Raw genomic sequence first — 20,920 nt, 5'->3', positions numbered from 1 at the left:
AATTCGTTGCACATTGGCGTTAGAGGGTGTCGGTGACGACTATTTCTGGAGTCAGAAGAACATTCCCGCTGCGCGTCACCCCCGTCGCCGGCGAAGCCCTCGACTCGTGGCTGGAGTTCATCGCCTACCGACATCACACCCCGCCCGCGACCATTCTGAGGTACTGCGGAATCCAGCCCCAGGTGTTCTTGCACTCCTGGCTGGTGCGCCCCGACACAGCCCAAGTTGAACGCCTGGCCGCGGTCACCGGCACACAGCCCGACCAGTTGATCGCCGGCACGCTGCACAGCTACGTCGGGATCGAAACTGACGGGCGTGCACGCACCGCACGCCCGCGGCCCAGCGCGTGGGGTTGGCGGGCATCCTCACGGCTGTGCCCGCACTGCCTTGCCGACAGCGGCGGGCGCTGGCAGATCGCATGGCGGCTGAACTGGTCTTTCGCGTGCCTCGCGCACCATCGCCTGCTGGTGGAGTCCTGCCCACACTGCGGTGGGCGTCTGCGCTGGGGGACATTGCTCGCCCGCGAGGTCCCCACCCCAGGCCGCTGTGCACGCGCCTACCTAGACCGCGTGCGACAAACGGCCGCCTCGTGCTCGGCTGACCTGACGCAGGCGAGCGGATTAAGCCTCGCCGCCGCGCATCCAGCGATCAACGCCCAACGAGTCATCGACACCCTGCTGTCACGAGGCCCGGTGGGCCTCCCGCTATATCGGGATAGCCAGACCACGAGGGGCCAGATCCTTCGCGACATCAAAATCATTGCCCGCTGGGCGATCTACAACGCCACCACCGCGGAGCTGGGACGCTGCGGGATAGACGACCTGGTCCGGGAGTTGGGCCGAGCAAACGTCCACCGCTGGTCGAACGTCGCTGTGAACTCGAGCTCAGTCTCGGTGAACCCCATGGCTGCAGAAGCCGCGATCGGCCTCATCATTGCCACCAACATCGTCAGTGCACCCAACCGTGGCGCGGCGGCGCGCGAATTAGCCCGACTGATGCGGTCCGCGCGTACAGCAGACCGGCACTGCGCGATACCAGGCCGCGCAGCACTGACTGCACCACTGCGTCATGTTCACGCCACCGCCCACGACAGCGTCACCGTCGACCTCGCCGAGGCGACGACTGCCGGCCCATCATGACCAGGCCAGCAGACGGCCGCAGCGCTGCCGAGAACCCGACGCCAGGCATCAACCGTCTCACCGCGGGCATGCGCGGGCGCTGGCTCGTCACCACACAAGGCAGTCGCCACGAGTGGGACCTCGATGCGATGACCTACATGCGCATCCCCGGCCCCGGGACCCAGTCCGGACAATTCCCGCACGACCACCAACGAATGACGATCACCCAGGTCGTGCGCTGGCCTCGAGTCGGGACGACCTCACTCGTGTTCTATGACGATCCCAGCGACCCGCAGCGAATCAGACTGTGGCGCAGATCCTCTCGGATCACTTCGATCACTGAACTCGGCGAGAAGGACTCGAACGTGAAGCCGGATCGATGATGCGCGTTCGGGCAGATGAGCCCTGGGAGGGCACACGGGCACGCGCGGTTGGCTTACAGCCCGCAAACCAACTCTTCAATCAAGCCACTCCCAGGGTCCGTACCAATGTACAACGAATTGCACATGACCGTGTGCGATAAACCCACCGTTGAGCCGCCGGGCCCCGAAGTGGTCTGGATGCCCCGTCGGGGGCGAACCGCCACAAGTCCCAATCCAGACGCCGACCAGGAGATACAGATGGGCATGTTCGACTACATCGCCTACGAAGCACCGTGCCCGATCTGTGGGCACGCCCTGACCGGCTGGCAGTCCCAGAGCGGCGGGTGTGAGTTGCGCAGGCTCACACCCGCTCAATTGTGGGAGCAGCGCAACGATCCCTATTACGGGGAAGAGCAGAATGCCGCAGGAATCACCGTGTACGACAACTGCGGTCGTTGCGGAACCTGGGTCGAATTTCACCTCAAGGACGGCAGCGTCGACTGGACCGACGCCGAACTCCAACAGTTCACCGACACCGGGACACTGCCGCCCAAAAAGCGCGGACCGCTGCTGCCCAACCGACGATCAGCGACCGAACCTCTCAGCGCTGACGAGGCGAAGCTGCTCGACGAGGCAGGGCTGCCGAAACCGTACGAGGACAACGCACATGCCGTCGACGGCGTTCTATCAGTCACCGCCCGAATGCTGTCCACCGCGTACACCGAGGACGAGGTCGCCTCGGCGCTGGGCATCCCGGCCTCGGAAGTCCGCGACCGCCGGGCGGCACGAACCCTGTGGGCGGTCGACGACGTCGGCGAATGGCATTACCCCGCAGTTCAATTCGATGGGACGCCGCCTCGACCCATTCCGGGTCTCGATGTCGTACTGCCCGCCCTGCCCGCTGACCTGCACCCAGCCGCGGTAGCAGGGTTCCTCGAGACACCCCAGTCCGACCTGGCTAAAGACGGCCGCCCGCTCACTGTCCGAGAGTGGTTGACGGGTGGAGGCGACATTGACGAGATCCTAAGCCTGATCGACACCGCAACATGGCTCGGAGCGTGACCAACAGTCAACGCCCCCAACAGCTGTCGACGCCGCCGGGTGCCCATCCCTTTGTCACCGCCGGAGGGACGGCTCACGAAAACTGTTGCGACGCTTCACCGAGCGCGCCGTCGAGATCGAGGAAGCAGGGACGCGCGAGACCCAATCGTCATCGAAGCCATCAACGACTGCCGCGCAGCACGCACCGGGCTCGACTAACAACCTGGATTATCGGCGCCGACGTACCCGGCGGATCGTCGACGACGCTGCGGCACGTGCGAGCAACATCTGCGATTCGGGGTCAGAATCGAACTCGCCTTGGGCGGTGGCATCAACATCGACGGGCCTCAAAAGAAGGCTTCCATCGGAATTTTCGTGCACCAGAAACCGCTGGTTGGGGTGTCCGCGCAACACGATGCGGCCTTGTGAGTCGGTTTTAACGAGCATCGGATCGACCACAACCGCAATCTACTTGAGCTGCCGGCCGATCGAACCCAGTCCGCTCGACGGAGCGTGGATGCGCGCGATCCTGTGGCGGTCGGCCGCTCGCGGGGCTGACATTCCGCAGCGCTATCGGCGCACGTCGGGCATATTTAGGTCCTCGGCCGAGGTCGCCAGCGGTGGTGCACTCCTTGCGCGGCGGTAGGACAGTGCAGCTTTCGGTGAACTAGGACCGGTCGAATAGTGATGCAGTGCACGCGGTTAGGCAATACGGCGACCTTCGCCGGAAACCCGACTTATTGAATACTGACCTACTCGTGCCGCAGATCAGGATCCGATTGCTGCCCCGTCGCTTAGTAGCACCGTTCACGACACGACACGACACGACACGATGTGCAGAGTATTCGCCTTTAGTAGTCGCGGTCTTGGCCAGCTAGAACCATCGCAGAAACTAAAATGAGTCAAATGGCTCGGTCTGCGTACGAATGGCTCCCCGACCGTCACCTCGGTGTCGCGGCAACCCTTTCCCACGCGGACGAGCTGATCGAGCAGATAAGCAATCTGCTCTACCCCTACCAAACACAGGAGGGCGGCATCGTCCGCCCACGCGAAGTCCGACACGGATCGGTAAGCAGAACAGTGGTGGAAGGGGTAGCCCCCATACCGCGCAAACTCCCTCTGTTGGTCGCAGATGCACTCGTAGCCATGCGTGCCTCCATCGAGCACGTACTTTTCGCGGAGGTTGAGTATCTCGACGGAACACTAAATGAGAAAGCTGCCAAGCTAGTTGAGATGCCCGCTGCGGAGTCGTGGGAAGCCTTCGAGGAATGGAAAAAGAAGCGGCGCAAGAACGGATCGCCATCACTTCAGGCTGGAAGTGAACTTGTACGACGGATCGCAGCACTGCAACCGTTTCATCGCCACCTAAATCCAGAGCTACATCCATTGGCACGGTTGGTGAGCCACACGAACCACGCCAAGCACCGAACACCAGCCGTCGTAGCTGTCGGCCTAGCGGGAATGTACGAGGACGCCAACGTGCCGCGGTCAATCGAGGAGCTGCCCCGTGGTCAGAAAGGCCCTCTATGCGCCGGCGACATTATTGCCGAGACGCCCTTAGGCATTCAGATCCCCGCCACGTTGTTCCCGACCGTCGGGATAAACCGACCCGGGACCGACGAATGGCCTGTGCTACTGAAGGAACTGGACGAGATTGTGACATGGGTTCGTGACCAGGCAGTGCCTCGCCTGATCACGGGTGGCGAGCCCCCGAAACCCGCGCTCCCTGTGCGCTACAACATCTCGGTCGCACACGCTGACGACCGACGGGCGATCGAACTCGGTACGTCGACCACGGCAGCGAAAAATCACGCTCTTCGCCTCTCGGCCGCCGACGGCCGCCGAGAGCTAGTCGAGCACCTCCACACGACTCACAGTTCTCTAACCCCTGAGGTACTCACGACATGGCTGACTGGACTGCCCGATGACGACGTCAACGAAAAGATGGAACGCTTAGCAGCCACAGCGCCCCAACGCGGCGGCAACGCACATCAAACACTCGCCGTCCTCGAGGATCTCCGCGACGAAGCCATTGCCTTCGCCAGCAACGATCCGGCACATCAATAAGCAGTGAGCTGCAATTCAACTCGCCCTCCACACTGCACTGAAGTGGTTGGCCCGGCCGGGACCTAAGTGGAGCAAGGCGTCGCTTCGAGATCGGCGAGAAGGGCCAGCAGGGACGACAGCTTCTACGATCTCGCCGTTAGACGTGCCCAAGTGCCGCGCTGTGGAGCCTCATCGCGCGAAGCCAAAACTCCGCGCACTTGGAGAGGCCTTAGATTATTGATTTATATTGCGCCAGTCTGCCATTCACGTTTGGCACCCAGCAGGCGTTCGGGCTGCGCTTCAACCATCGTCACTTCGCTCGAGGTCTTCTGAGTTAGTTCGCGAAGTCAACAGAGTGACAGTGAGCAGAGTGTGGAGAACGAGGGCGGCCGCTTGCGAGCTGTTAAAGAGTTCAATGCCGTGCGATAGCCGGTTGCGAAGGTTGATCCCAAGCGGATGGGTCAGCGTCGCTTTGAGGAATCGGTATCGGCTGCGGCTCAATGTAAACCGGTCAGGTAGCAGGTCGATCATTGCGCCTAGTCCTGGGTATTGCCCAGGCTTATGGATACTCTGCAGCGTGTAGATGCCCTGGTTTGCATCCAGAATTACTTGGCGCACCGCTGCCTCGATCCACGGCGTCGCGGCATACACCACGCCTTCGTAGTCGCCGCACCAAAACCGTTGCAGCCCAAGGGTAGTTGCGCGCATGACATATTGGTTCGTCGTTGGCCACTGGCTTAGGAAGGCCACAAGGGCCTCTTGATCAGGTATTCCGAATCGTTCGGGAATTGAGTGAAGGGCGGCCGTGAGTGGCCCGAGATTGCCGCCGATGACCTGTGCCTCCCATTTCGTCAGGTCACCATCGAAGCGATCGTCTGGGTCGACAGCTTCGTAGATCGGCAAGCCATCAGGCCCCAGGATCTTGTCGGGGAAGTACGCCACCAGCGGCGCTGCTGCTCGGAGCTGCTCGATTGTCGCGCGGTTCTGGTCGTAATCACCACTGAGCGGACCGCATTGGGCGAATGATATGAGGGCTTCCTGCCAGGTAGCTCCCTCCGCCATTTTGTCCCGGACCTGCTCGAAGTGTTCTTGGTAGATCGCGGCGCTGGTGTGCACGTGCATCAGGCCTAGGTCTTCGTGCCGGGTCGATTGCAGCGCCGCAGCGGCTCGTTCTTTGAGCTCGCCGATAGTTGATGTCTCGGCGCACTTCAAGGCGTCTTGCCGAAGGACCATCTTGATGATGCCGGTTTCGCTATCGGCTGCGGTGAGGAAGTTGTTTACGCGCCTCTCCCAAACCCGTCGCCGGCACTCGTTATCGGTGCAGCGCTGAAATATCAGCGTTAGCGCGCGTTCGCGGTCGCGAACGTTATCAAGCTCCACGGCTGTACGTTCTAGTAGCTCGTCGACCCGGGCCGGGCAGTCAGGCTCGTTAACGGCGTAGTCAAGGGGTCGGAGTACATAGCCAGGCTTCTTGCTCGGCTCGTCATCAAGGGCACGCTGTGCACCGTCGAGCAAGTACCCAAGGGCAAGTTGTGTTGTGGCCGAGTCGCCGACAATACGAGCGATCCGAGCCGCGATACGAAGGTACTCGTCAGAGTCGTGCTGGCGCCGCCAATGTTGCGCCGAAGCGATGTAGTTGTCGACCGCGATCGCCGCGTGAGCGAGGCCGGCCGATCCTCCGCACTGAAACAACGCGTGGGCAATCCGGGCGCGCGCCGGGGCTGCCGCGACAATGTCCAGCAGATCGCGCCAAACCTGACGGACCTCGCTGTCAACTGACTTGATCGGGGGTGGGTCGGGCTCGTCACTCGATTGCACCCGCGGCGCGAGTCGAGCGTTCTTGCCATCGAATTCGACCGCGTAGTCAAAGACCCAGCACACGGCCTTGAGTTCGATTGTCGCGGCAGTCGGTAAGTCGCCGAATAATGGAACACCGAGTTTGTCCCGTATCGCATGAGCCATCGAGTAAACGCTTTCCGCTGTCGCGGCGCGATCGATCGCGGCCGCGTACCACACCACGTCGCGAGTGACAGATTCCTCTGGCGTAGACAAACTTCCCCCTCGTTGAGCCACTCACGGGAGTTGTACCACCACCATCCGACACGAGCGGACAACCATGTGGTTGACGGCATCGAGCTTCGAAGACATGACTGGCAACTTCGGGTATCCAGTGCGATCTGCGATAGCCGCCCAACATAATTGGCCGTTATCGGCGCCGCCGCTACCCCCAACGCTGCTAAATTCCCTGAGCATTCAGTGCGACTACGCATGTGTGAAGGCGCATCGGTGAGAGGTAAACGCGCGCGAGGACCCGCGGAGCATTTCCACGGAATCCGCCGGTGCCGGGTCCACCTTAGCGGCGAGCATCGCCTGTAGTTTGAATGCGCGAGCGGCGGGACTGGGCTCATGCCTGAAATGTCGGATATCCGTACCCAATCCAGTAGGCCAGTCGTCGCCCAACATCGCTGTCGCTGCGTGGCCCTGGAGCAATGCTCTGGTGAAATAATCCCGCACCGTGATGTTTTGGCGGTAGACAGACGGCGAAGCGATGATCACACTGGGCCACAGCGCGCCGCGCGAGAAGTTGTCGATACTCGTCAGCGGAACGGTTCTGGCGCCGAGTATCTTCAGCGGCCTGTCGTCACTCGGCTGGGCCAAATGCACCACGACCTCCCACCCCCCGGACGACCAGTCGTAGGTGAGGCCTCCTGCGGCACGCACCACTTCTAACTCGTTTTCTCCCAGGATCAAGAGACGACGCCGAGTGGTACGACCGTTGACCGTCAGCTCCGACTTAGCCGCCTCGGCGACAGCTCCAAGACGAGTCTGCGCGCTCGCTGGCGTCATCTGAGCGTGCGAACAGATCGATACGGCAAGGCCTGCAGCGTTTCGCTCATGAGTCTCCCCGATACGGCGGGGATTGCGCGGTAGGCAGTCCGCGGCCCATCCTCGGGCCCGATTGTCCATCCGTTGTGGCGCGGAGGCTTAATGCAGCAGTTCCTGGCAATCGACGGGTCTGAGCCTTGTCTCACTGGTGAAAGCCTCCGTGTTGGCGGTCGTATCGGCCTCGTATAGCGCCGAACATTGATCGACCCAGGTCTAGGTATTACGCCCAAGCGTGTGAAAGCATGTCGATAATGAATACTTCTGTTTGTGAGAATACACATATCCGTTTACCGTCGCGGCAGTTAGCGATTGCGAGCCACCTGTCGGCTTCAGAGATCGGGCCACTTACTGCCGGCGAGCTCATCGGGCTTTCGGCATGAAACCTCTGCCACAGATCACGCCGTGGAATGAGTGGTTCTGGAAGTCCGGCACCGACGGCGCGTTGCGCATCCAGCGTTGCATCGAGTGCGAGACATACGTCCATCCTCCGGTGCCGATCTGCCCCTCGTGCCGCGCGACATCGGCGGAGCCCACGGTCGTTTCAGGCCAAGGGACGGTGGTGGGTTATACCGTCAACGAACACCAGTGGCTGCCCGGATTCGCGCCGCCGTACGCCATCGCAGTCGTTGCATTAGACGAGTCCGCTGACGTGCGCCTCACCACCAACATTGTTGGCTGCCAACCCGAAGACGTGCATATCGGTCAACGAGTCGCGGTGCGATTCGAAAGCATCGAGGATGTTTACATCCCGTTGTTCGAACCTACGGGTGCAACGGACGCCAATGACCTGATCGGCCCACCCTCCCCGCCATCGCCTCGACGGCCAATAAGAGATGAGAGATTCGAGCATCGATCGGTGATATCTGGGGTGGGTCGTTCCGCAGTCGGTCGCCGTCTGATGGTCGATCCGCTGTCGCTGACGATTGACGCGTGCTTAGCGGCCGTATCCGATGCTGGATTGAAACTTGATGACATAGACGGTCTTTCAACCTATCCCGGGCCGATCGGCATGGGCATGAGCGAAGGCGGGACAAGCGCGGTCGAGGAGGCGCTACGTCTCCATCCGACCTGGGTGAACGGCGGTGCGGAGCTACCCGGTCAAGGTGGTGCGATCATCGCGGCCATGTTAGCGGTGGCTTCCGGTCTGTGCCGACACGTCCTCTGCTTTCGGACCGTGTGGGAGTCAACATTCGCGGCGCTGAGACTCCACGGAGGTAGCGGCAGGGTGACGGGACCACAACAATGGTCCCTGCCTTTCGGCGCGGCGTCCGCGGCCAACTGGATCGGGGTGAACGCCAACCAATATCTGCACCGCTACGGCGCCGACAGAGAATTGTTCGGCATGATCGCGGTGAACGCGAGGCGCAACGCGGCGCTGAATCCCCAGGCTATCTACCGCGACTCGATGACGATGGACGACTATTTTGCGGCCAGGGTTATCACAACGCCATTCGGACTGTACGACTGCGACGTGCCATGTGACGGCTCGATCGCGCTCGTGGTGTCCGATGCGTCGGCCGCCGGCGACCTGCCTGGACCGGCGGTGCGCTGTGAAGCGGTCGGAACACAGATCACCGAACGGATTTCCTGGGACCAGGGAACGCTCACCCACGAGCCCCAGGTCATCGGCCAGGCTGCGCACTTGTGGAGCCGAACTGATTTGCAGCCCGGAGACATTGACCTCGCGCTGCTCTATGACGGCTTCACGTTTAACTGCGTCTCATGGATCGAGGCGCTGGGATTCTGCGGGTTCGGCGAAGCGCAGGACTGGCTCGACGGCGGTCGCCGCATCGCTTTGGACGGTGAACTGCCACTGAATACGCACGGGGGCCAGCTATCTGAGGGTCGTCTGCACGGGTTCGGCTTCGTGTATGAGGCGGTCCAGCAGCTACGCCACCAGGCTGGCGATCGTCAGGTCAAGGACGCGCAAACCGCCATTGTCAGCACAGGTGGGGGAGTGCCGTCGGGCGCAATGCTGTTCCAACGCGCGACCTGAAAAATCTTTGATGTTCAAATTATTCAAACGCAATGACTCCACGAATATTCTTGCCGGCGCGCAGATCCCTCATCGCCTCGTTGATGTCATCGAGTTTGTACTTCTGTGTGACGAGTTCATCGAGCTTGATCATGCCCGCCTCGTACATAGACAACAGCTTCGGCATCGCCTCGCGTGGATTCATCTCGCCGTAGAGCACACCCTTGAAGGTCTTGCATGAGCTGACCATGTCGCCCAAGACCATCGGCACCATGAGGTCGGTGACCTTGGCCATTCCGGTGAGGACACACGTTCCGCCTTTGCGCAACAACATCATCCCCATCATCACCATGTCCACTGGTACCACGCCCGGGGTCAGAATCACCCGGTCGGCCATCACTCCCCAGGTGATCTCCTTGACCAGCTCCAATGCGGCACCCGTATCAACAGCGGTGTGTGTTGCGCCGAACGTCGGTGCGATCTCGCGCTTGAACTCGTTGGGATCGACGGCGACGATCTGCTTGGCGCCGGCGACCTTCGCGCCCTGCACAGCATTCATGCCAATCCCGCCGACTCCGACCACCACAACGGTGTCGCCGACCTGGGTGCCTGCCGCGACCGAACCAGATCCGAAACCTGTTGTCACACCGCATGACACCAATGAGGCAGCCTCCAGCGAAATCCAGTCGTTGATCTTGACCAGCGAACGCTCGGATGCCACGACATACTCGGAGAAGGTGCCGACCTGCATCATCGCCATTAGATCTTCGTCTCCGAGGTGGCGCCGACGGGTGCCGTCGGTCGTCATCGCCTTGTTGTAGATGTCGGCACCCACGTCGCAGAGATAGGTAAATCCGGAGGTACACCAGCGGCAGTTACCGCACGCGGGTAGAAACGAGATCGCCACGTGGTCACCGGGTTTCAGCGTCTTGACCTCGGGCCCGATTGCTTCGACGACGCCGGAACCTTCGTGGCCGCCGAGCATTGGAAACCATTCGGGTACTGGAAGTCCCGCCCCCCGCATCATGTCTTCCATCTCCGGGGTCGGCACACTGTCGCCGGTGTAGAAGTGCTCGTCCGAGTGGCAGATACCCGCGTAAGCCATCTTCACCAGAACTTCGCCGGCTCTAGGCGGGTCAAGCTCGACCTCGGCGACTTCCCAGTCGACCCCGACACCGCGCAACACAGCTGCTTTCGACTTCATCACGCCTCTTTCGTTGGGGGAGGTCCGGTCAGGTGGCCGGCCAGCCGACAGTCTTTGTCTCAGTGAAGATTTCGAGTCCCTCGATGCCGCACTGTCGACCGATGCCGGACTGCTTGTAACCCCCGAACGGCGCATCGGCGCCATACCAGAGCCCGCCATTGATCCCGAGTGTCCCGGTTCTGATCCGGCTCGCGACGGACTTGGCACGATCGAGATCGTTGGCGAAGACCACACCCGACAGGCCGTAGATCGAGTCATTAGCGATCCGTACGGCATCGTCGTCACCGTCGAATCCGATCACCGACAACACCGGACCGAAGATCTCCTCTTGTGCGATGGTCATCTTGTTGTCAACGTTCGCAAACACGGTCGGCTCCACGAAGTAACCTTTCGGCAAATGCTTGGGCACCCCGCCTCCAGTCACGAGCCGGGCGCCTTCCTGCCGGCCCTTCTCGATGTAGCCCAGAACCCGCTCGTGTTGCTTCTTAGAAACCACGGGCCCCTGCAGCACCGACGGATCGGTGGGGTCACCGTATTTGTTCTTCTCCATTGCCGTCTTGACGATCTCGACCGCTTCGTCGTAGCGCGCGTTCGGTACCAGCAGGCGGGTAGGCATCGCGCAGCCTTGCCCAGCGTGCATGCAGATGAAGGCGCTTCCGCCGACCGCACCGCCGATGTCGCCGTCCTCGTCAAGAACCAGATAGACAGACTTGCCGCCGAGTTCGAGGAAGGTGGGTTTCACGGTTTCGGCCGCGGCAGCCATGATCCGCCTGCCGGTGGCCGTCGAGCCGGTGAATGCCACCATGTCGACCAGGGGCGAGGTCGAAATGACCTCTCCGACAAGGTGATCAGACGATGGGACGATGTTGATCACGCCCGGTGGAATATCGGTGTGCTCGGCGATGATACGGCCAATGCGGGTCGCGTTCCACGGCGTGTCCGGCGCAGGCTTGAGCACACAGGTGTTGCCCATCGCGAGAATGGGTCCGATCTTGTTGAGGATGATCTCGAACGGGAAGTTCCACGGCGTGATGACACCCACGACGCCGATCGGTTCTTTCCAGACCTCGCGCGTCGCGGGGGTGCGCATGCCGAATGCGTCCTTGTCGGGAAGTGAACGTTTCCAAGCGAATTGGCTGACCATGTCGGCGGGCCAGGTGAGGGCCTCCTTGAGCGGCACGTCGAGTTGCGGTCCGTAGGTGGAGAGCAGGGGACAGCCGACTTCGGAGATGAGTTCGCTCCGGATGTCTTCGCATTCGGCCTCGAGCGCCGCCTGGAGTTGACGCAACCCCGCCGCGCGCGCCTCGCCATCACGTGACCAGTCGGTGTTGTCGAATGCATGCCGCGCCGCGGCGATTGCACGCTCCATGTCGGCGCGGGTCGCATCGCAGGTAGTCCCGATGACCTCTTCGGTGGCCGGATTGATGTTGTCGAACAGGCGACCGGTCTCGGCCTCGACGAGCTTGCCGTCGATCAACATTCGCGATTCGTGGTTCACCATTGTCGAAGTTCCTTCACTGCGTCGGAGGCGCGTGGGGCCAGGGTTAGATAGGGAATGAAACTGCTACTGCCACAACGGATGACGGAGTCCACGACGTCGGTGAGATGCTGGGCGTCCACAAGGCCACCGACCATGTACTTGTTGTCCATCCAGTACTTGATGGCCGTTTCCAGGGTGTCGGGATCCCAGCTTTTGTTGAATTCGGTCTGTGCGTCGCCCTTGCCGCCGAGGCTGTCGCCCACTGCGAGACGGGTGAAGCCGATCTCCGGGTGCTCGATGCGCCAGGCTTCGACGAGCTTGTCAAGCGCGGCTTTGGTCACTGAATAGGATCCGAGCATGGGCCACGGCGTTGTATAGGACGCACTAAGCGAGGACAGGTACACCGCAGTGCCCGCGGCCGCCGCGAGATGTGGTGCGGCCGCCGCGGTCACCAGTGATGCGCCGGTGACGTTGGTAGCGAACAATTGCGCCCACTGTTCTGCCGTCACGTCGCGCAGCGGCGAGAGCACGCCCATGCCGGTCGTGTACACCAGGGCGTCAAGGCCGCCGAGCGCTCCGATCACCTCGGATATCGCCTTCTCGCAGGTGTCGGCAAGGGTGACGTCGCACGCGACCGCGACTGCGCCGTTGCCGGCTTCCTTGGCTGCCTCGACCAACCTGTCGTAGCGGCGTGCCAGCAGCGCGACATGCGCACCGCGCTGGGCCAGACCGGTGCCGATGCATCGGCCGAGACCGGCAGAGGCGCCGACGATCGCGATCCGCAGTGGCGGTGTGTCGTTGTCAGACATTGAGTTTGGCGCTGACGGAGCCGAGAGTCGCACCTGCGGTGCGCTCGAATCGGCCGTGGTCGAAACTACGGATCTCGACGTCGTGGTCGCCCACTGCGGCACGCAGGGCGCCGACGGTGCACTGGTCGCGGGTGCGGTGTTCGAAGGGGTCGAACGAGTACCAGCGGCAGGCGTTCTCGTAGGTGATCTTGTTGACCTCGTCGTCGGGCAGTCCATCCATCACGAATGCGAGTTCCTCGGCTGCCGCGGGCCACGACGAGTCAGAGTGCGGATAGTCGCATTCCCAGGCGATGTTGTCGATGCCGATGTCGTGGCGCAGCTTGATCCCGATCGGGTCGGCGATGAAACAGGTCAGGAATCGCTCCCGGAAGATCTCGCTGGGTAGCCGGTTGCCGAAGTCTTGCCCGGTCCACAGGTGATGCATCTCGTAGGTGCGGTCGAGACGATCGATGAAGTATGGAATCCAGCCCGTGCCTCCTTCGGAGAGCGCGAACCGAACGTTCGGGAATTCTTTGATCACCCGCGACCACAGCAGGTCGGCGGCGGCCGAGCAGACGTTCATCGGCTGCAGCGTGATCATCACGTCGATGGGCGCGTTGTCGGCGGTCATGGTGATCTTGCCCGACGATCCGAGGTGAACGGAGAGCACGGTGTCGGTGTCCGACAGCGCTCGCCACATCGGGTCCCAGTAGTCGTCGTGGAAGCTCGGGAATCCAAGGGTGGCGGGGTTTTCGGTGAATGTCACCGAATGGCAGCCTTTTTCGGCGTTGCGGCGGATCTCTTTGGCGCACAGCTCCGGATTCCACAGCACAGGTAGTCCCATCGGCAGGAAGCGCCCGGGGTAGGAGCCGCACCACTCGTCGATGTGCCAGTCGTTGTAGGCCTGGGTGACGGCGAGCGCGAGGTCTTTGTCGGCGTGTGTCGCAAACAATCTGCCGGCGAAGCCTGGGAAGGACGGGAAGCACATCGATCCGAGTACGCCTCCGGCGTCCATGTCCTTGATGCGCTCGTGGATGTCGTAGCAACCGGGCCGCATCTCATCGAAAGCGGTCGGTTCGATGCCGTACTCCTCGCGGGGGCGTCCCGCCACGGCGTTGAGGCCGATGTTGGGAACGATTGCGCCGTTGAACGTCCACACCTCCGAGCCGTTGGGCTGACGGATGACTCGCGGTGCCTCGTCGGCGTATTTCTTGGCGACCCTGCCCTCGAACAGGTTTGGAGGCTCTACGAGGTGGTCGTCGACGCTCACCAGGATCATGTCTTCGGGCTGCATGGGTCTCCTTGCGCAGAAGTTGAGAGCGAGGTTATCAGTGATGTAGAGGGGCTATATGCAGTTAGTGTAAATAGACGTTTTCACTACGGCGTGAGTAAGCCATGAGCATTGACCAGAAAATCACCGCCGCAAAGCGTTTCGGGGTTCCACTGCAAAGGCGAGCAGCAGGCGGTCGAGGATCTTGGCGGCCCGCCGGCGCGCTTTATTCGGGTTCGCGGCATGCGCGACGAGGAGTGAGGCCTCCTCGAGCGCGGCAACGATCATGTGCGTCAGCTCGGCAACGGGCTGGTCGTCGATGGCGCCCTCGGCGATCGCCTCGCGTATCACGTTGTTGATCAGAGCGATGCTGTTGCCCTCTTGTATTTCGCGCAGGGTTTGCCAGCCGAGCACCACTGGTCCGTCGACGAGCATCACTCGTTGCACGGCGGGCTCCTGTGCGGCCGCCAGGAATCCGTGCAGACCGCTCGTCAGCCGCTCCCACGCATCCGCTCCCCGCGGAGGAGCGGCGATCGACCGCAGCGTCAGGTCGTTCTCGACGTCTTCGAACACGGCGCGGAACAGCTCGGCTTTGTCCTTGAAGTGGTGGTAGAAGGCACCGCGGGTGCCGACACCTGACTTCGTGACGAGATCGCCGATGCTGGTGTTGAAAAACCCTTGTGATACGAAAAGTTCCCGACCAGCGTCGACCAGGGCGCGACGCGTTTGGTCGCCGCGGGCGCGCCGGTCGATGTCTGCTCCGCCGCGCTTCGCCATACCCACGATCGTAGCAACCTTCAGACTGTATGTTGAGTGGTGGGCCGGTGCGCCTTAGCGCACGATGCCCCGAACCGTCATGAGCCCGAGATCGGCATGGGACTTGAACCCGGGCGCGGCGTCGCAGATCGCCGGGATGGAGTTCACCGGTTCCATCGCGGTCCACGCGTAGCCGATGTAACCGGGTTTGGCGTGCTGTCGCGCCTCCGGGCTTCCGCGCAGGATCAACTCGGTGCCCGGGTCGCCTTCAATGATGACGCGATAGTGGTAGTAGGGCTCCCAATCGGGCTTGGGGTCGATGGCGTCGTGCTCGATGAATGAGTACAGCTCGTGCAAGGTGATGAACGGCCTACCGTCGACCCACGCCGTCCACAGATGATGCTGCGATGCGACGGTGCCCTTCTTGATCACACCCTTGAGCCCTGGCATGTCCATATCGGCCGTGCCCTCGTAGGGAATGTCGCGCGTGGCGGTGCCGAGTTCGACATCTGTCGTGAATTTCTCGACGGTCTTACCCAGCCCTTCGACGACCATCGAGAGCGATTGGGCGAACAACGACCAGGCGTCCTGGAAGAGATTGCCCTCGGCGAACTCGGCCGGCGTTTTTCCGAACCCCATTTCGTCGAGGTACTTCAGGGTGTCTTTGTTGAAGTTGACGGATTCATAGATGTGGATGTGGTCCGTCTTGCCGACGATGCGGGCCAGCGTCAGCACAAGCAGATCCGCGGCATAGCCAGGGTGGATTCCACCGCCGTGGAACGACGTACCGCCTGCTTGGCAGGCCGCCTCGATCTTGTCGATGTCCGCGCTGTTGGTGTCTGTTCGATGCCACCAGGCGCCGCCGGAGGCGACGACGCTCTTTCCTCCACGAAGCAGGCGGCAGATCTCATCCACGTCGGACCATAGGGGTGCGTAGAACACGCAGTCAGCGTCGAGCGCTTCCAGCGTGGCCTTGTCGTTGGTCGCGAGCACGCCGATGGGCGCTTCGCCCACCAACTCGCCGGCGTCCTTGCCGACCTTCTCCGGTCGATTGCACAGAACCCCGACTACCTCGTACAGGGGATTGTGCGCAAAGTGGCGCAGCGCCAGCGTGCCGACATTGCCCATCCCCCACTGGATCACGCGATACTTGCGCTGATCGGGCTGGATAGGTGGTGCCAGTTCCGACGTCAGCGTCACGGCGATCTCCTTTGGGCGGCCCCATCGGAACGGTACACCGGCAAAAGTCGGATATGCAGTTTTCGGAAACCAATATTTCCGCTCAAGACGTTGTGCTTTGCCGCTCAGTCGTCGCAACAACCTTCGTCATGTATGTTGCCGCTATGGCAGACGACGAGGTTCGTGCATACGGTTCGGTGGCGCCGCTGAAAGTCGGCCTGCTTAATGACTATCCGACTTCCGGAGACACCGACAATGACAGCGTCGACGCGCTGCGACTGGTGATGGACGAAGCATTGGCCACCGGGCTGATCGACCGCCCGATCGAACTGGTCACCCGCAACGTCGTCGGGTTGCCCAACGGCACTTACCTTGCTGTCGAGCGGGCCTATGACGAGTTGGTGGCCGAGGGGTGTCTTGCGATCTATGGGCCGTGGGTGTCGGACAACGTCGTTCCGTTGAGTTCGCACGTCGATGCCATCGCGCGGGTTCCGATCGTCACCCTCTCGGGGTCGGAGGGTGCGCTCGGTGAGTGGTGCTTCGCACTCAACAACGGCTCGATGGCCGAGGAGCCGGTGATGTTGGCCGCGGTCATGATCGGCGACGGACGCTCGCGGATCGCTATCGCCTACGAGTCGTCGCTGATCGGCAAGGAATATCTCGCGTTCGCTCAGCGCGCCTATGACGCCGCAGGCTTGAAGGTCGTTGCCACCGTAGCAATTCCCCAGGTTGAGGCCGACAAGTCGGAGGCGGTTGAGGCATTGCGCGTCGCGCAGCCCGACGCCCTGGTGCACGTCGGTTTTGGGCACGGGCTGTGGGGCTTCACCGACGCGCTGCTGGCCGCGGGCTGGGATCCGCCCCGGTACACGACGACGGCTTTCGAGATGGCTCACATCAACGCCGAGTGGATGCGCCACCTGTCCGGCTGGATCGGCTTGGACAGCTACGACGAACGCAATACCGTCGGCCAGGCGTTCCTCGACCGGTTCGAGGCTCGATACGGTCGCCGGCCGGGCCACTCGATGCCGGGGCTTTCCCACGACGCGGCCACCGTAATCGTCCGTGGCCTCGCCGCAGCGCGCCCGCTGACGGGGGGAGGGGTCAAGGGCGGGATGGAACAGGTGAAGCTTGTCCCGTCGGCGAGTGGCGCCCCGGGGACGTTTCTCCGTTTCGGCCGCTACATCCGCCAGGGGTGGCTGAGTTCGGACTACTTAGTGGCCCGTCGGGTTCTACCCGATGGAAGCGCGCACGTCTTTCACGCGGCGCCGAGCGATCACATCGCGCGCGCCGTCACAGGTGTTTCACGCTAACTGGATCGCGCCGAAAACCGGCGCGGTCACGATGCCGGGCGGCTGAGCGAGCACATAGGGAATTGCCCGCACCGCCCCCATCGCGATCATCAGATGGCCCGGAATCGCATGCTGGCCCGCCGAGGTCGCAGCGTCCGAGCCCACGTCGAGCTGCAGTTCGAAACTCGGCTCACCCTTGACGACCGCGCGGATGAGTGGCGCCTTCTCGCCGTGCGCCAGCGGCGCCATGCCCCACTGGGGAAGGTCGCGCGTCAGCACCCATTCTTCGTGGATGGCCAGTAAAGGTCGGCCGGACCAATGTCCGACCCACGAGAACCGCTGTCCAACAACGGTTCCCGCCTCGATTGTGCCAGCGAGGACTTCGATGTCGCGGGAGAGCGTGGTGGCGTCGACCGTCACGTCGATGTGGGACAAGGTGATTCCAAGGACGTCGGCGGTGGCATTGAGTGCCTGGCGGTAGGCGAGGTCCAACTTTTTGATGATCGGCGAGTCGACGCTGACGTCTTCTGGTGGCCTGCCCATGCCCATGAGGTCGACGAGCATCGGACGGCTGTCGACTGCCGACACGTCCGTGGCCTCGTAGAGGTCGATGCGGTCGATGGTCTTGCTCAGTCCGGTCAGCGTCGCGATGAGGCGTTCGAACATGAAGCCGGGGTTCTCGCCGGCAGCATGGAATCGTGATCCGCCCTGCCGGCAGGCGTCGACGAACGCTGCCTCGGTGTCGGCGCCGTAGGTAGGCAGGTGGTTGTACGACGTCGTGGTGATGACGGTGCTGCCCGCGGCGAGCAGGCGGCAGATGTCCTCGGCGTTCGTCTCGATAGCGTGGGCTTTGCTGGCCGCATGCACCACGACGTCGGCGTGCAGCGCGATGATCTCGTCTTTGTCCGCCGTGGCGACTACCCCGGTCGTGGGGGGAAGACCGCATAGCGCGCCAGCGTCGAGGCCGGCCTTTGCCGCGTCGTACACCAGTACGCCGACCAGTTGGTAATGCGGATTCTCAATAAGCTCCCGCAGTGCGCCGCGGCCGACGGCGCCGGTTGCCCACTGCACGACTCGTGTAGCCAATCGAATACTCCAGGTTGCACTTTCGCGATTTTGTGAGGTCGCTGGTTGGTTCAACCTACATCATGTACGTTTGCAACCGACAGTATGTAGGTTGCGATGCCGTACGAGAGGTGACCACGTGGCTGAGCCGACGGTTACTGATGACATCGAACAGCGCATCCGCGAGGCGCAGGAGAAGTTCAACGCGGGCATGGGCGCGGACGGGGATGCGACCCCGTACCCGCTGCTGCGCGAGCTGCGTCTCAAGGCGGCCGTGCACCCGGGGTGGCCGGAGATGGGTGTCCCCGTGGATGGGCCGGAGGGCAAGAAGACGTTCACGGCGTATTCGTTCGACGCGGTAAAAGGCGTCTTCACCGACAACATGACGTTCAGCACCCGCATTTATGAGGACATGGTGCGCCCGCTACAGGGCCCGACGATCCTCGAGATGCAGGAACCCGAGCACGCCGTCTACCGCCGGTTGCACGAATTCGCTTTCGCCAGATCGTCGATGAAGCGTTGGGACACCGAGCTTGTCGGGCCCCTCGTGGACCGCACGATCGAGAAGTTCCGCGACGACAAGCGCGCCGACTTGGTCGACGCGGTGTTTATGCCCATTCCGGTGCGGATCATCGCAGCGCTTCTCGGATTGCCCGAGTCGGATATCGGCGAATTTCACCGACTGGCGATCGACCTGTTGGGTTTTCGCGCCGATATGGATACCGCGATGAAAGCCTCTGCGCAGATGAAGGAGTACTTCATCGGGATACTGGCCGACCGGCGCAAGTCACCGAAAGACGACATGGTGACCATCCTGTCGCAGGCCGAAATCGAAGGCGTCAGGATGTCGGACGAGCAGATCTACGGGTTTATGCGCAATCTTCTGCCCGCAGGCGCGGAGACCACGTCGCGATCGACCGCCAGCCTCGCTTTGGGTCTGTTGACCCACACCGACCAATTCGACGCGGTACGCGATGACCGTAGCCTGTTGCCGCAGGCGATTGAAGAAGGCATCAGGTGGGAGACCCCGCTGCTGAACTTCATTCGCGAGGTGAGCACCGACACCACATTCTTCGGCCAGGACATCCCCATGGGCTCGACGATGATGGTGAACCTCGGTAGCGCCAACCATGACGAGACACGTTGGGACGACGCCGAGTCCTTCAATATCTTTCGGGACCGCAAGCCGCACATCGGATTTGGCCACGGGGCGCACGTATGCCTCGGTATGCATCTGGCCCGTCTGGAGAGCACCAAAATCTTCAATGCGCTGATCGACGAACTACCGGGACTCCGGCTCGATCCCAATGCGCCGGCACCTTACGTGACCGGAACGATGTTTCGCTCGCCACCGCGCCTCGACGTGGTGTGGGATTGAGGAGATCGCCTGACATGACTCGAGTGATCCAGTGGGCTACCGGCGTGACCGGGATGATGTCGCTGCGGCACGTCTTGGACCGGCCCGATCTGGAACTGGCCGGCGTGCGGGTCTACGACGCGGCAAAAGCCGGTATCGACGCCGGCGCTCTGTGCGGGGCGTCCGAAGCAGGCGTCCTGACATCCGACGATCGCGACGCCGTGATTGGCACCGATGCTGACGTGGTGCTCTACATGGGAAAGGTCGAGACCGATACGCCCGGTTGCTTCGCCGATGTCTGTGACCTGCTGGCATCGGGCAAGAATGTGGTGGCCACCGGCAGCCGCTTCATCCATCCCGGCTCGCTGCACGAATCGCTGGCCGAAGGCATCGAAAAGGCTTGCCGTGTAGGCGGTTCTTCCTTCCTGGGCCTGGGCTTATATCCGGGATTCGTCGGCGAATCGCTGGCGCCGATCCTTTCCCGGCTGACCGAGCACACCACGCGAATCGACGTGCGGGAGGTGCTGAACTATTCGACCTACGCCAGCCACGACCTGGTTTTTAATGCCATGGGCTTTGGTCACGCGCCGGATGACACCACACCGCTGCTGACCAACACCGACTACGCCGCAAGCGCCTGGATCGGCAGCGCGACGGTGCTCGCTCAGGCTCTCGGGCTCGAGATTCGGTCCGTTGAGGGATTTCGGGAAGTCGTGACCACACCGAGAGCGCTCACGGTGGCCGCTGGTGAGATTCCCGCCGGTACGGTCGGCGCCATGCGCTTCGGCGTCGAAGTCGACTGCGGTCGAACAACACTCGCCGTCGAACACCTCACCCGGATGGCCGATGATCTGGCCCCGGAATGGCCGACGGATATCGGTTACGCGGTGACCTTCCAAGGAAAGCCGAACATGTGTCTGCATCTGGTGATCGGATCGCACGGGGAGGATCACGCCGAGCAGGGCTGCCTGGCGACCGCGATGCACGCCATCAACGCCATTCCGGCCGTCGTCGCTGCGGAACCCGGCCTGTATGACTTGTCGACCATCAGTCCGTTCGTCGCGCACTGGACTGAGCGCGGCGCCGTGTCCACGGCATAGCTGC

18 protein-coding genes are annotated in these 20,920 nt (G+C 62.3%); 8 read left to right on the top strand and 10 right to left on the bottom strand.

Translation table 11 applies throughout. From position 1 onward, the window contains the following. Nucleotides 1–32 precede the first annotated feature (32 nt). From PT015_RS10175 to PT015_RS10165, 3 genes are all read left to right on the top strand, one after another. Entirely contained in the window at nt 33–1,139 is a 1,107-nt protein-coding gene (locus PT015_RS10175) for a TniQ family protein (RefSeq protein WP_285190491.1), read from the top strand. After that, nucleotides 1,136–1,501 carry a hypothetical protein gene (locus PT015_RS10170; protein WP_285190490.1) on the top strand — a complete coding sequence of 122 codons (366 nt, stop codon included), beginning with the start codon at nt 1,136–1,138 and terminating at the stop codon, nt 1,499–1,501. The genes PT015_RS10175 and PT015_RS10170 overlap by 4 nt, the downstream gene beginning before the upstream one ends. Before the next feature lie 237 nt (nt 1,502–1,738). After that, on the top strand, nt 1,739–2,542 hold the full coding sequence (locus tag PT015_RS10165; RefSeq protein ID WP_285190488.1) for a hypothetical protein: 804 nt from the start codon (nt 1,739–1,741) through the stop codon (nt 2,540–2,542). Between the two features lie 207 nt (nt 2,543–2,749). Here the strand turns inward: PT015_RS10165 and PT015_RS10160 are convergent, their stop codons facing one another. Then, nucleotides 2,750–2,980 carry a hypothetical protein gene (locus PT015_RS10160; RefSeq protein ID WP_285190487.1) on the bottom strand — a complete coding sequence of 77 codons (231 nt, stop codon included), beginning with the start codon at nt 2,978–2,980 and terminating at the stop codon, nt 2,750–2,752. A gap of 447 nt (nt 2,981–3,427) precedes the next feature. Between PT015_RS10160 and PT015_RS10155 the strand changes: the two genes are divergently transcribed. Further along, complete coding sequence (locus PT015_RS10155; protein WP_285190486.1) at nt 3,428–4,588, top strand: hypothetical protein; 1,161 nt, start codon at nt 3,428–3,430, stop codon at nt 4,586–4,588. A 279-nt stretch (nt 4,589–4,867) separates the two neighbouring features. On the opposite strand, the gene PT015_RS10150 is transcribed toward PT015_RS10155, so the two are convergent. Beyond that, nucleotides 4,868–6,586, bottom strand: a complete 1,719-nt coding sequence (locus PT015_RS10150; RefSeq protein ID WP_285190485.1) for a DUF4209 domain-containing protein — start codon at nt 6,584–6,586, stop codon at nt 4,868–4,870. A gap of 243 nt (nt 6,587–6,829) precedes the next feature. Next, entirely contained in the window at nt 6,830–7,414 is a 585-nt protein-coding gene (locus tag PT015_RS10145) for a hypothetical protein (RefSeq protein ID WP_285190484.1), read from the bottom strand. Nucleotides 7,415–7,829: 415 nt separating this feature from the next. Here PT015_RS10145 and PT015_RS10140 point away from each other — a divergent pair, with 415 nt between their 5' ends. Continuing rightward, the gene (locus PT015_RS10140) at nt 7,830–9,449 is read left to right on the top strand and encodes a thiolase C-terminal domain-containing protein (RefSeq protein ID WP_285190483.1); all 1,620 of its coding nucleotides are present in this window, start codon (nt 7,830–7,832) and stop codon (nt 9,447–9,449) included. A 19-nt stretch (nt 9,450–9,468) separates the two neighbouring features. Here PT015_RS10140 and PT015_RS10135 read toward each other — a convergent pair whose 3' ends face one another. From PT015_RS10135 to PT015_RS10110, 6 genes are all read right to left on the bottom strand, one after another. Beyond that, nucleotides 9,469–10,632 (bottom strand): NDMA-dependent alcohol dehydrogenase, encoded by a 1,164-nt coding sequence (locus PT015_RS10135; protein WP_285190482.1) that lies wholly within the window; start codon nt 10,630–10,632, stop codon nt 9,469–9,471. Between the two features lie 28 nt (nt 10,633–10,660). Beyond that, nucleotides 10,661–12,112: an aldehyde dehydrogenase family protein gene (locus tag PT015_RS10130; RefSeq protein WP_285190481.1), complete on the bottom strand. Its 1,452-nt coding sequence runs from the start codon at nt 12,110–12,112 to the stop codon at nt 10,661–10,663. Nucleotides 12,113–12,126: 14 nt separating this feature from the next. Further along, nucleotides 12,127–12,921 carry an SDR family oxidoreductase gene (locus tag PT015_RS10125; protein ID WP_285190480.1) on the bottom strand — a complete coding sequence of 265 codons (795 nt, stop codon included), beginning with the start codon at nt 12,919–12,921 and terminating at the stop codon, nt 12,127–12,129. Continuing rightward, nucleotides 12,914–14,194, bottom strand: a complete 1,281-nt coding sequence (locus PT015_RS10120) for an amidohydrolase family protein (RefSeq protein ID WP_285190479.1) — start codon at nt 14,192–14,194, stop codon at nt 12,914–12,916. The genes PT015_RS10125 and PT015_RS10120 overlap by 8 nt, the downstream gene beginning before the upstream one ends. A 120-nt stretch (nt 14,195–14,314) precedes the next feature. Beyond that, complete coding sequence (locus tag PT015_RS10115; RefSeq protein WP_285190478.1) at nt 14,315–14,947, bottom strand: TetR/AcrR family transcriptional regulator; 633 nt, start codon at nt 14,945–14,947, stop codon at nt 14,315–14,317. Nucleotides 14,948–15,001: 54 nt separating this feature from the next. After that, a complete protein-coding gene (locus PT015_RS10110) occupies nt 15,002–16,054 on the bottom strand; it encodes an NAD(P)H-dependent amine dehydrogenase family protein (protein WP_285191039.1) in 1,053 nt (350 codons plus the stop codon). 215 nt (nt 16,055–16,269) lie between these two features. Between PT015_RS10110 and PT015_RS10105 the strand changes: the two genes are divergently transcribed. Then, the gene (locus PT015_RS10105; protein WP_285190477.1) at nt 16,270–17,415 is read left to right on the top strand and encodes an ABC transporter substrate-binding protein; all 1,146 of its coding nucleotides are present in this window, start codon (nt 16,270–16,272) and stop codon (nt 17,413–17,415) included. Here the strand turns inward: PT015_RS10105 and PT015_RS10100 are convergent. After that, nucleotides 17,407–18,465: an NAD(P)H-dependent amine dehydrogenase family protein gene (locus tag PT015_RS10100; RefSeq protein WP_313825889.1), complete on the bottom strand. Its 1,059-nt coding sequence runs from the start codon at nt 18,463–18,465 to the stop codon at nt 17,407–17,409. The genes PT015_RS10105 and PT015_RS10100 overlap by 9 nt on opposite strands. 133 nt (nt 18,466–18,598) lie before the next feature. On the opposite strand from PT015_RS10100, the gene PT015_RS10095 reads away from it, so the two are divergent. Both PT015_RS10095 and PT015_RS10090 read left to right on the top strand, forming a co-directional pair. Then, complete coding sequence (locus PT015_RS10095) at nt 18,599–19,837, top strand: cytochrome P450 (RefSeq protein ID WP_285190475.1); 1,239 nt, start codon at nt 18,599–18,601, stop codon at nt 19,835–19,837. A gap of 14 nt (nt 19,838–19,851) precedes the next feature. After that, entirely contained in the window at nt 19,852–20,916 is a 1,065-nt protein-coding gene (locus tag PT015_RS10090; protein WP_313825842.1) for an NAD(P)H-dependent amine dehydrogenase family protein, read from the top strand. Nucleotides 20,917–20,920: the final 4 nt, after the last annotated feature.

This window comes from Candidatus Mycobacterium wuenschmannii (assembly GCF_030252325.1).
GTDB classification, from domain to species: Bacteria; Actinomycetota; Actinomycetes; order Mycobacteriales; family Mycobacteriaceae; genus Mycobacterium; species Mycobacterium wuenschmannii.
Note: the sequence above shows the minus strand (reverse complement) of the source record. Positions and strands in the feature narration are given on the sequence as shown.

Coding starts and splice junctions, on each gene's coding strand:
- PT015_RS10170 (WP_285190490.1), top strand. CDS start 1,136: ATGACCAGGCCAGCAGACGGCCGCAGCGCTGCCGAGAACCCGACGCCA.
- PT015_RS10165 (WP_285190488.1), top strand. CDS start 1,739: ATGGGCATGTTCGACTACATCGCCTACGAAGCACCGTGCCCGATCTGT.
- PT015_RS10155 (WP_285190486.1), top strand. CDS start 3,428: ATGGCTCGGTCTGCGTACGAATGGCTCCCCGACCGTCACCTCGGTGTC.
- PT015_RS10145 (WP_285190484.1), bottom strand. CDS start 7,414: ATGACGCCAGCGAGCGCGCAGACTCGTCTTGGAGCTGTCGCCGAGGCG.
- PT015_RS10140 (WP_285190483.1), top strand. CDS start 7,830: ATGAAACCTCTGCCACAGATCACGCCGTGGAATGAGTGGTTCTGGAAG.
- PT015_RS10135 (WP_285190482.1), bottom strand. CDS start 10,632: ATGAAGTCGAAAGCAGCTGTGTTGCGCGGTGTCGGGGTCGACTGGGAA.
- PT015_RS10130 (WP_285190481.1), bottom strand. CDS start 12,112: ATGTTGATCGACGGCAAGCTCGTCGAGGCCGAGACCGGTCGCCTGTTC.
- PT015_RS10125 (WP_285190480.1), bottom strand. CDS start 12,921: ATGTCTGACAACGACACACCGCCACTGCGGATCGCGATCGTCGGCGCC.
- PT015_RS10120 (WP_285190479.1), bottom strand. CDS start 14,194: ATGCAGCCCGAAGACATGATCCTGGTGAGCGTCGACGACCACCTCGTA.
- PT015_RS10115 (WP_285190478.1), bottom strand. CDS start 14,947: ATGGCGAAGCGCGGCGGAGCAGACATCGACCGGCGCGCCCGCGGCGAC.
- PT015_RS10110 (WP_285191039.1), bottom strand. CDS start 16,054: ATGGGCAATGTCGGCACGCTGGCGCTGCGCCACTTTGCGCACAATCCC.
- PT015_RS10105 (WP_285190477.1), top strand. CDS start 16,270: ATGGCAGACGACGAGGTTCGTGCATACGGTTCGGTGGCGCCGCTGAAA.
- PT015_RS10090 (WP_313825842.1), top strand. CDS start 19,852: ATGACTCGAGTGATCCAGTGGGCTACCGGCGTGACCGGGATGATGTCG.